The sequence below is a fragment of the Corallococcus terminator genome (assembly GCF_003611635.1).
GTDB lineage: Bacteria > Myxococcota > Myxococcia > Myxococcales > Myxococcaceae > Corallococcus > Corallococcus terminator.
Window position 1 is genome coordinate 1 of record NZ_RAVZ01000350.1, and the last position, 9873, is coordinate 9873.

Genomic DNA, 9873 nt, shown 5'->3' on the forward strand with positions numbered 1-9873 from the left:
GGGTGGCGACGGTGGCGTGGTTTCGGATGGCGGTGAGCGTGGGGGGGCTGCTGTTCCTCGTGGGGTGCGAGGAAGCCCGGGCTACGACACCGCGCATCCCGGTGCTCGGCGAGGTGGGTGGACAGGTGGGGCAGGAGGGCGTGGAGGCCCCAGCGTGGTCGCGGACCCTGATGATTGGGGATCAGCAGGCGCCGCACGCGGTGGTGACCTCCAACGGGGACGTCCTCGTGGCCGCCACCTATCAGGAGCCCATCAATCTGGGGGCGGGGCCCCTGCCCTTCGACCGCAATGTCGTAGCGCCCCATCTGTTGGTGGCGCGGTTCTCTTCGGAGGGCACGCTGCGCTGGGCCCGGGGCTGGACGCCCCGGAGCGAAGCGCGGGCGCGCGTGGGCGGGCTGGCGGTGGATGCCAGCGACCATGTCTTCCTTTCAGGCACCTCCGCGAACCACACGCAGGACGGCGCGACGCTGCCCGAAGGGCCGTTCCTGGCCCGGCTGAGCGGCGAGGGCGTGCTGGACTGGGTGCGCTCGCTTCCGGGCGAAGGCCCCGTCACCGTGAACGCCGTCACGTCCGACAACGACGGCGGCGCGGTGCTGGTGGGCGACTTCACCGGCCAGCGAGATTTTGGTGAGGGATTGAAGACAGCGCCCAATGGCAGACACGCGGGCTTCGCGCTGCGCGTGGGACCGAAGGGTGAGCAGCGCTGGAGCCGCGTGTGGACGCCCGTGGGCGAAGGAGAGGTCTCCGCGCGCGCGGTGGCGGTGGATGTCTTTGGCGACGTGCACGTGGTGGGGGGCTACGCGGGGGCGGTGTCCTTCGGCGACGCCACCTTCCTCACCGTGCGCCAGCGCACGCCCTTCGTGGTGAAGCTCACCCACGACGGCGACCACGTGTGGAGCCACGACGTGCGCGGCACGGATGGCTCCGCGGTGTCCGTGGCCGTGGGCCCGGACCGCGTCTTCGTGGGCGGCGGCTTCAGCGGCAAGCTCTACTTCCAGAACGCCTGGCACAAGGCGGACTCGCGCGACGGCTTCCTGCTGGCCTACGACGCCCAGGGCAGCCAGCGCTGGGCGCGCACCCTTCCCACCGGAGCGCCCGTGGTCGCCACCGACGAAGCCGGTCAGGTGACGGTCGCGGGCAGCCACGACGGCGGCCGGGCCCTGGGCGGCGCGGATCTGCCGCCCGGGTTGTATGTCGCCAAGCTGTTGCCGGACGAAGGCACGTCCCTCTGGGTGCGCGGCTTCGCGAGCCATGGCACCGCGTCCAGTGCCCGGACCGTGTCCGTGGATGCCTCAGGCGGGGTCCTGCTCGCCGGAGGGCTGAACCGGCCTACGCCCGAGGACGGACCGTCCCAGCGGCTTCAGGACGGCTTCCTGATTCGCCTCAAGCCCCAGGGCTGAAGTCCGGGGCGCGGGGTGCGGCCGGCGTGAGGGCCCTTCACCTTCCGCGTCCCTGACGCGACGTGGGAAGCCGGCGGCGGGGCCCTTCAGGGAGCCCTGCCGCGCGCTCACGTCCCATGTATCAAGCGCCGATGCCCCCTGGATCCGTGGCCAGCTCCCCGCCCAGGTGCATGCCCGTCTGGCAGCGGTAGTCGGTGTAGAGCGACGCCGCCACGGTGAACAGCCCCACCAGCACGTGCACCGCCGCCGCCGCGGGCCTGCGCTTCGCGTAGCCGAACAGGAACGGCGCCAGCACCGCCCCCGCGCCATAGGCGTAGTCGGCCAGCTCATGCGCTTCGATGGGGATGAGCTTCGCGAGGCTCAGCCGGTAGTCGGTGAAGAGCGACACGCCGAGCGCCGCGCCTCCCAGGGCCCACCCGGCCGCCTTCGCCGGACCGTCACCGGCCGCGACGCCCGCGCCCACCAGCGCGGCGCCCGCCACGTAGTCCAGGACGGAGTGCACGTCCTGCGGCAGCACCCGGCGCAATGGCAGCCGGCCGAACAGCGGACGCGACAGGATGCCCGCCGCCGCGCTGTGGTCCACCAGGCGGCGCCACTCCCGGCGCAACGCACGCTCCGGGCGCGGGGGAACGGGGGGCAGCACGGGCTCCAGGGGTCGGACTTGATACATTGGCGTGTCTCCTCTCCCGCCCGTTTCCGGGGGACGGGACCCTTCCCCGAACGGTAGCCACGCCCCCGGATCCGGCCGCCAAGGCCCCGGAGGCCTCCTGCCCGCCTGCCTGTCCCGGTGAAGGGTGGAAAGCAACCCACCCGCCGAACTGTTGGCTGGTGGGCAGGGGGGCTTCCACGCACCCCTCCCCCGGGGGCAGACTGGGAGTCGCACTCAGGCCCTCACATTTCGAGAGGGCCGGCCGCCCCAGGGCGGGGGTGCCGCGCCCCACCCACAAAGAGAAGACGATTCATGGCTACTGGTACGGTGAAGTGGTTCAACGATGCGAAGGGCTTTGGCTTCATCACGCAGGACGGTGGGGGCGAGGACGTGTTCTGCCACCACAGCGCCATCAACATGGATGGCTTCCGCACCCTGGCTGAGGGCCAGAAGGTGGAGTTCGAGGTGACCAAGGGCCCCAAGGGTCTGCAGGCCCAGAACGTCCGCGCCGCCTGAGCAGTCATGCCAGCTGATCCGGGCCCCGCCCGGTCCGGAAGCCCGGTCTCGCGTGCGCGCGGCCGGGCTTCTTCATTTTTACAACCTGCCGAGAAGGCAAAACACGCAATTCCTTTCAAACCCTTCAGCTCCAGGAGAATCGAAGGGGGGCCTGTACAAAGTCACAAAGACGTCTGTTAGGCTTTGGACCGCGAGGGAGGGGCGCACCATGTTCGAAGTCACCAACGATGTGAGCCGTCGGACGATCACTGCCCGCATGAGCGGTTTCATGCGGCCGAACGAGATGAAGGAGTACGTGGCTGTCTACCGGAAGGCCACGGACAGCTACGGCGGAGGGCGGCACCTGGTGCTGGCTGACATGCGGGGTCTTCGCCCGCTGGAGCCGGAATCGGCGAACCTGTTCTCCGAGGTCATCAGCCACGGGCGCAAGAACGGCTGTGTGATGTGCGCGCACGTGTCGGATTCCACCATCGCGCGGCTGCAGACGGCCCGCGTGGCGTCGGAAGCCTCCCCCAACGACGACATCACGGTGGATTGTGTGTCGCTGGAGGAAGCGCAGAGCCAGTTGGCCAAGGCTCGCGTGCGGTTGTCGCTCACGAATGAAGGTCACGCGGCCGCCGGTCGCTGAAGCTTCCGCGATCCGGCTAACGCAGCGGACCCCGCGAGGCCCCGTCTCCTGGCGTCACGTCCGGAGACGGGTGCCCGCGTCCGTGTCCTTCCAAGACACACGGTAGGTGACATCCGCGGCGGTGAAGTCATGCACGTCCACACGAGGTTCCGCGGCGCCGGTGGCGCGCAGTCCCGCCAGCAGTGCGCCTTGCGTGAAGTAGCGGATGAAACCCGCCTCGTTCATCCACAGCTCCAGCGACGTGGGTGACAGGTCCGTCATCCGCGCCTGTGTATAATTATTGCCCGAGCGAAACATTTGCTGGGCGCGTGAAACACCGCGCCGGGGCCCCATGAGTTGCAACACGCCGAAGAGGGCCCGCCCCAGCAGGGTGGCCCGATAGCCATCCACCATGCGCTCCCCCAGACGTGCCAGGGCGACCTCGTCCGGCAGGTCCGCGTGGAGAAGCCGGGCGGAGACGTGCACCGCGGAGCACCAGGTGTCGAAGCCGTAGGCGGGCTGGAGCTTGCGGTCCAGATCCACCCCCACCGTGCGCAGGCGCTCGCGGAGCACCGGGGTCATCTGCCCGGCCAACCCGCGGATGAAGAGCCCCTCCAGGGTGTGCTCGAAGATGAGCTTTTCGGGCATGGGGGTACTGTAGGCGCCGGACGGACTTCACGCGAGGCACCCCCATGGGACTGCAACGGGAACTGGCCCTGCTGGCCATGCGCGGCACGCCGCTGCCGGGCCGCGACGACTTCCTCACCCACGCGGGGGTCGCCACGCCGGTGCCCACCGTGCCGGGTTCCCTGGGCGAGGTGGCGCGGGAGTGCTTCGACGCCTTCAAGCTCAAGCACCCCTTCGACCTGGTGGTGGTCTTCACGCTGGGGGACTTCCCGGCGGGCGCGTCGGGCTCGTCGTACTTCGACCCGGAGAGCCCCTGGTACAACGTCTTCTACGGGGCTTACGGCATCCGCTCATACAAGGCGGATGGCGGTGCCTGGGGTTTCACTACCCAGGGCCACCCAGACATCAATGAGATGCTTCAGGTGGTGCGATTGGACTACGACTATCTCACCGCGGGGGAGCTGGGCTGTCCGCCGGCCCGGATGTGCTTCCAAACGCTGTCGGTGGAGCTGGGGCGCGAGGGCGACTGGCACACCGCGGACGTCACCTGCGTCGTACCCAGTGGGTTGCACCGGCTGGCGGAGGCCCAGGCCCCGGACCTCACCTACTACGCCGCCTTTGGCCTGCCGGACGCGCGCCACCTGGACGCCGGACGGCCCAGCTACGAGCCGGTGCGCATGCGCGGGCACCTCGCGTGGAAGCCCGTGGGGGAGCGGCTGACGCTGGCGTGGGGCGGCCTCTTCCCGGACACGCCGGAGGGCCAGGCCCTGCGCCTGCGCGTGCGGGCCGCGCAGGTGCCGCTGTACGTGCGCTGAAGCGGGCCCGGACGTCGGGAACGAGAAGGGGCGCGAGGAAGACTCCCCTCGCGCCCCGTGAAGAACGACGGTGATGTCCCGCGAAGCGCTCCGCTCAGGCCGCGCGGTCGTGCGCCGCGTGCACGTCCACGGGCTGCGTGGCGCGCGTGTCGGGCGTCCGGGGCTGCTTGCGGCCGAAGGACAGCTTCTCCATGGCCGCGAACACCACCGGCACCACCAGCAGGGTGAGGAAGGTGGAGGTGATGACGCCGCCGATGACGGCGATGGCCATGGGGGCGCGGAATTCGGAGCCGGTACCCGTGCCCACGGCGGTGGGCACCATGCCGATGGCCATCGCGGCGCTCGTCATCAGGATGGGACGCAGGCGGCGGGGGCCGGCCTTGAGCAGGGCCTCGTCCACGGAGTCGCCCTCGCGCAGGTGGTGCAGGGCGCCGTCGATGAGGAGGATGGCGTTCTTGGTGACGAGCCCCATCAGCAGGATGACGCCAATCATCGCGCCCAGGCTGAGGTGGTAGTTGGTGACGACGAGCGCCAGCAGCGCGCCCACGAGCGCCAGCGGCAGCGACACCATGATGGTGAACGGGTGCTTGAGCGACTCGAACTGGCTGGCGAGCACCATGTAGATGAAGACGAACGCCAGGCCGAAGGCGGCGCCGAACGCGTCGTTCTGCTCATCCAGGCTCTTGATCTGCCCGTCGTAGACGATGGCGTAGCCCGGAGGCAGCGGCTTCGCCTCGATGGCGGTCTTCAACTGCTTGGCCACGTCACCCAGCGCGGCGCCCTTGGCCAACTGGGAGACGACGGCCACCTGACGCTCGCGGTTCTCGTGCTCGATGACGCTGGGGCCATCCTTCAGGGTCACGTTCGCCACGTCCGTCACCTGGCGCAGGCCCCGGGGCGTGGACACCATCAACTGGCGCACGCGCTCCGGGTTGGCGCGGTCGCGCTCCTGGAGCCGCACGCGGATGTCCGTCTCGTCGGTGCCCTCGCGCAGCTTGGCGGACACGTCACCGTCGATGGCGAGCCGCAACTGCGTCGCGAGCGAGGCGGCGGACAGGTCCACGTCCGTGGCGCGCGCCCGGTCGATCTGCACCTGGAGCTCCGGCTTGGCCGGGTTCGCATCCACGCGCACGTCGGACGTGCCCAGGCTGCGCAGGATGCCGGCGACGCGTTCGGCCTCCTCGTTGACGAGCTTCAGGTCGGGGCCCACCACGCGGACCATGATGGGATACCAGTCGCCCAGGCCTTCGATGGACGGGGGGTCCGACAAGGTGACGGCGGTGGACACGAGGTTCGGGACGAGCAGCGCGCGGGCCTCCTCCTTGAGGACGGGAATGCCCTTGGTGCGCGCGTCCTTGGGCACCGTGAGCACGCGCATGCGCGCCTTGTAGACGTCTCCGTTGGGACCGACGGTGGTGTAGATGTCGGTGACCTCCGGAATCTGTTTGATCAGCTTCTCCGCCTCGGCGGCGCGTTCGGCCGTCTGCGCGAGGCTGGCGGAGTCCGGCAGTTGCAATTCGACGATGAGCTGCGAGCGGTCCTCCGCGCTCATGAACTCCGCGCCCAGCGTGCTGGCGGCGCCGAACGACAGCACCAGCGCCAGCAGGGTGAGCCCCGCGGTGGTCCACTTGTGGCGCAGCACCCAGCCCAGGATGCGGGCGTAGGTGTTCTCCGTGCCCTCCAGGAAGCGGCGCAGGCCCCGGAACACCGCGGCCTCCTGGTGCACCTCGCCCGGCTTGCGCGCCTTGGCGAAGCGGGCGGACAGCATGGGGTCCAGGGTGAAGGAGATGAACAGCGAGATGGTCACCGCCACGGAGATGGTGATGCCGAACTGCTTGAAGAACTGGCCCACGATGCCGGGCATGAACGCCACCGGGATGAACACCGCCACCAGGGACAGCGTGGTGGCGAGCACCGCGAGGCCGACGTCCCGGGTGCCGTTGGACGCGGCGCTCATGGGGTCCTCGCCCTGCTCCAGCCGGTGGGTGATGGCCTCACGCACCACCACCGCGTCGTCGATGAGCAGACCGATGGCCAGCGACAGCGACAAGAGCGTCATCTGGTTGAGCGAATAGCCCAGCACGTACATCACGAAGAACGTGCCGATGACGGACGTGGGCAGCGCGAGCGCGGAGATGAACGTGCCGCGCGGATCCAACAGGAACATCAGGATGATGAGCACCGCCATCAGGCCGCCGAAGATGATGGCGATCCACACCTCGTGGGTGTTGGCGCGGATGAGCTCCGACTGGTCGATGAGCAGCGTCGCCTGGAAGCCCTGCCCCACCACCGGCGTCATCTGCGCGAGCGTCTTCTTCACCGCGTCGCTGACGGCCACCGTGTTGGAGCCCGGCTGCTTGACGATTTCCAGCACCACGGCGTCCCGGGCGTTGAGGCGCGCGGTGGTGCGGCGCTCGGCGACGCCGTCCGTCACCGTGGCGATCTCCTCCAGGCGCACCTGCGCGCCCGTGGCGCTGCGGGCGACGGGCAGCATCCGCAGGTCGTCCACGCTGGTGAACTCGCCCATGGAGCGCACCGTCAGCTCGTTGGGCCCCAGTTGGAGGCGGCCCGCGGGCAGGTTGAGGTTCTCCGTGCCGATGCGCTGGGCCACCTGCGCGGGCGTGACGCCCACGGCGCGCGCCTTGTCCAGGTCGATGTCCACCTGCACCTCGCGCACGTCACCGCCGGTGATGCGCACCTCCGCCACGCCGGCAATCTGAGCGAGCGCGGGCTTGATGCGGTCATCCAAGAGCTTGCGCAGCGCCTGCGACTTCATGTCCGCGGAGACGGCGTAGGTGAGGATGGGCGTGGCGGACAGGTCCACGCGGCTGACGATGGGGGCCTCCGCGTCGGTGGGCAGCTTGTTGACGGCCTGCCCCACCTTGTCGCGCACGTCCTGCACGGCGGTGTCCAGGCTGGTGCCCAGGGTGAAGGACACGATGACGGTGCCCACGTTCTCGCGGCTGAACGAGTGGATCTTGTCCACGCCGCTGATGCCGGCGACCGCGTCCTCCAGGGGCTTGATGACCTGGGTCTCGATTTCGCCCGGGCCCGCGCCCTTGTAGAGCGTGTTGACGACCACCACGGGGAAGCTGACGTCCGGGTAGAGGTCGGTGCCCAGGCGCTTGAGGCCCATCAGGCCCAGCACCACGAGCAGCAGGGACAGCATGGCCGTGAACACCGGCCGACGAATGGAAACGTCACTGAGAAGCATGGAGGACTCACGTCGCCGCGCGGACCGGCCGCGGCGCAAAGGGGCGCGAAGTGGGCTACTTCACGGAGACGCGGGTGCCGGGCGACATGGCGGGGGTCGGGTAGTCCACCACCTGCTGGAGGACGGAGGCGGCCAGCACCACCACCTCGCGGTCGCGGCGCTCCAGCACCTGCACGTCCACGCGGCGCAGCGCACCGTCGTCGACGACGAGGACGTGGTCCCCGTTGGAGGAGGACACCGCCGTCAGGGGAATCACCTGCGCTTCGCGCAGGTCGCCCAGCTTGAGCATGGCGCGCGCCAGCGTGTGGGCCACGAAGCGGCCGTCCGCGTTGGGCACGGCGATCTCCACCGGCACGCGGCGCGTGGTGGCGTCCGCGGAGGGCAGGATGGTGCGCACCACCGCGTCGTCGGTGGACGCACCACCGCCCAGCGACACCACGCGCACCTTCGCGCCGGGCTTGAGCAGCGCGCGCGAGGACTCCGGCACCGTGGTGCGGAAGACGAGCGTGTCCAACTGCTCCAGCGTGAAGAGCGGCGTGCCCGGGGCCACCGTGGCGCCCGTCTGGTCCGGGGATTCGATGAGCGTGCCGTTGAAGGGCGCCTTCAGGTCGTGCCGGCGGCGCGACGCGCGGGCCTGGGCCAACTGCGCCTTCGCGGCCAGCACCTGCGCCTGGGCCTGCGCGGCGGTGGAGGCGGCGCCACGGTGCTGCTGCTCGCTGATGCCGCCCCCCGCGCTGAGCTTCTCGCTGCGCTCGGCCGCGTCCTTCGCCATGGAGGCACCGGCCTCCGCGGCGGCGACCGCGGCCTCCGCGCCGGCCACCTGCGCGTCGACGATTTCAGGGTTCAACTGGGCGAGCACGTCACCCTTCTTCACGGCCTGCCCCTTGTGGGAGCGCACCGACTCCAGCCGGCCGCCGACCTCGAAGCCCACCTGGAGGCCCTGGGCGGGAAACAGCGTGCCCGTCACCTCCTCGGACGCGGAGGCCTGTTCGCCCCGGGGGGTGATGACCTTCACGGCCGTGGGGGCCTTGGCGGGGGCGGCCTTGTCGGCGGCGGAGGCCTTGTCGGCGGCGGGCGGTGCGGAGGCGTCCGCCTTGTCGCAGGCGGTGAGCGCGAGCGCGGCGGCCACGCCCACGGCGGCGAAGGCACGGGAAGCGGAGGGCTTCGTGGACGATTTCACGGGCGTTTCCTTGGAGGACGGTGCGGGTTGGCCGCGCGGGCGTGACGCCGGCGCGTGGAAGGTGTGGAAGGGGTGCGGGCGGCGACGGGGGCGGGCGTCGCTGGCGCGGGCAGCGGCTTGCTGCGCGGCGCGGTGCCCTCGTGCATCAGCCGCTGGATGCCGGTGGCCCAGGCGGCCAGGTCCGGCTTGTGCGAAAGGCGGCCCATCTGGCGGGCCAGCAGCAGGTAGGTGCCCACGATGAAGGAGCCGAAGAGGCCCGGGTCCACGTCCGGGTGCTCCCCGTGGTGGCCCTGCAGGTGGCCGAACTCCCGGGAGATGCGGTCGACCTCGCGGTCCACCAGGTCCCACATGACGGATTCGAAGGCGGTGCCCTGGCTGCCCACGATGAGCGCGGTGACGACCTGGCGGCTCTCCCACATAAGCTCCAGCATCTCCAGGTCGGACGTGGCCTCCATCCGCAGGAAGTGCTGGTAGCGCTCCGAACACGCGGCGACGTCCTCGGGGCCCGGCTGGCCGTGCTCCGCGCGGAAGCGCTCCATGCACGTCAGGCGCTTGAGGCTCACCCGCTCCAGCTCCTTCACGAACGCCTCCACGAGGCTTCCGAAGAGGCCCTCCTTGGAGGGGAAGTGCAGGTAGAAGGCGCCCTTGGACAGGCCGCACGCGGCGGTGATGTCCCCGATGCGCGCGCCCTTCACGCCCCGACGGGCGAACTCCGCCCGCGCGGCGTCGATGAGCGCGCTGCGAGCCTTCGGGTCGGCGGGGCGGGACATGACGGGCGCATTCCTAACCCGCCGGTCAGAAATAGAACAGTCGTGGCTGACCGCCGGGTCAGGAATCCGGGGGGCGTGTCGGCGGGGGGCGGAGG

The 9873-nt window shown here is 70.4% G+C and carries 9 protein-coding genes; 4 read left to right on the forward strand and 5 right to left on the reverse strand.

Annotated elements, in window-relative coordinates:
- A partial coding sequence (locus D7V88_RS34140) for a hypothetical protein (protein ID WP_341870744.1) occupies positions 1-1400 on the forward strand: 1400 nt, incomplete at its 5' end.
- A gap of 121 nt (positions 1401-1521) precedes the next feature.
- Here D7V88_RS34140 and D7V88_RS34145 read toward each other — a convergent pair.
- The gene (locus tag D7V88_RS34145; protein WP_244238539.1) at positions 1522-2070 is read right to left on the reverse strand and encodes an SPW repeat domain-containing protein; all 549 of its coding nucleotides are present in this window, start codon (positions 2068-2070) and stop codon (positions 1522-1524) included.
- A 291-nt stretch (positions 2071-2361) separates the two neighbouring features.
- Here D7V88_RS34145 and D7V88_RS34150 point away from each other — a divergent pair, with 291 nt between their 5' ends.
- Both D7V88_RS34150 and D7V88_RS34155 read left to right on the forward strand, forming a co-directional pair.
- On the forward strand, positions 2362-2565 hold the full coding sequence (locus tag D7V88_RS34150; protein WP_120544798.1) for a cold-shock protein: 204 nt from the start codon (positions 2362-2364) through the stop codon (positions 2563-2565).
- Between the two features lie 268 nt (positions 2566-2833).
- Positions 2834-3193 (forward strand): hypothetical protein, encoded by a 360-nt coding sequence (locus tag D7V88_RS34155; protein WP_233595976.1) that lies wholly within the window; start codon positions 2834-2836, stop codon positions 3191-3193.
- A gap of 54 nt (positions 3194-3247) precedes the next feature.
- On the opposite strand, the gene D7V88_RS34160 is transcribed toward D7V88_RS34155, so the two are convergent.
- Entirely contained in the window at positions 3248-3820 is a 573-nt protein-coding gene (locus tag D7V88_RS34160; RefSeq protein WP_120544799.1) for a DUF2378 family protein, read from the reverse strand.
- A gap of 44 nt (positions 3821-3864) precedes the next feature.
- On the opposite strand from D7V88_RS34160, the gene D7V88_RS34165 reads away from it, so the two are divergent.
- On the forward strand, positions 3865-4614 hold the full coding sequence (locus D7V88_RS34165) for a hypothetical protein (protein WP_120544800.1): 750 nt from the start codon (positions 3865-3867) through the stop codon (positions 4612-4614).
- 94 nt (positions 4615-4708) lie between these two features.
- Here D7V88_RS34165 and D7V88_RS34170 read toward each other — a convergent pair whose 3' ends face one another.
- Genes D7V88_RS34170 through D7V88_RS34180 form a run of 3 tightly spaced genes read right to left on the reverse strand, consistent with a single transcriptional unit; the run spans position 4709 to position 9778 of the window.
- The gene (locus tag D7V88_RS34170) at positions 4709-7828 is read right to left on the reverse strand and encodes an efflux RND transporter permease subunit (RefSeq protein WP_120544801.1); all 3120 of its coding nucleotides are present in this window, start codon (positions 7826-7828) and stop codon (positions 4709-4711) included.
- 55 nt (positions 7829-7883) lie between these two features.
- Positions 7884-9008 carry an efflux RND transporter periplasmic adaptor subunit gene (locus D7V88_RS34175; RefSeq protein ID WP_120544802.1) on the reverse strand — a complete coding sequence of 375 codons (1125 nt, stop codon included), beginning with the start codon at positions 9006-9008 and terminating at the stop codon, positions 7884-7886.
- Complete coding sequence (locus tag D7V88_RS34180; protein WP_120544803.1) at positions 9005-9778, reverse strand: TetR/AcrR family transcriptional regulator; 774 nt, start codon at positions 9776-9778, stop codon at positions 9005-9007. Before D7V88_RS34180 ends, D7V88_RS34175 begins: the two co-directional genes overlap by 4 nt.
- Positions 9779-9873 lie beyond the last annotated feature (95 nt).

Coding starts and splice junctions, on each gene's coding strand:
- D7V88_RS34145 (WP_244238539.1), bottom strand. CDS start 2,070: ATGTATCAAGTCCGACCCCTGGAGCCCGTGCTGCCCCCCGTTCCCCCG.
- D7V88_RS34150 (WP_120544798.1), top strand. CDS start 2,362: ATGGCTACTGGTACGGTGAAGTGGTTCAACGATGCGAAGGGCTTTGGC.
- D7V88_RS34155 (WP_233595976.1), top strand. CDS start 2,834: ATGCGGCCGAACGAGATGAAGGAGTACGTGGCTGTCTACCGGAAGGCC.
- D7V88_RS34160 (WP_120544799.1), bottom strand. CDS start 3,820: ATGCCCGAAAAGCTCATCTTCGAGCACACCCTGGAGGGGCTCTTCATC.
- D7V88_RS34165 (WP_120544800.1), top strand. CDS start 3,865: ATGGGACTGCAACGGGAACTGGCCCTGCTGGCCATGCGCGGCACGCCG.
- D7V88_RS34170 (WP_120544801.1), bottom strand. CDS start 7,828: ATGCTTCTCAGTGACGTTTCCATTCGTCGGCCGGTGTTCACGGCCATG.
- D7V88_RS34180 (WP_120544803.1), bottom strand. CDS start 9,778: ATGTCCCGCCCCGCCGACCCGAAGGCTCGCAGCGCGCTCATCGACGCC.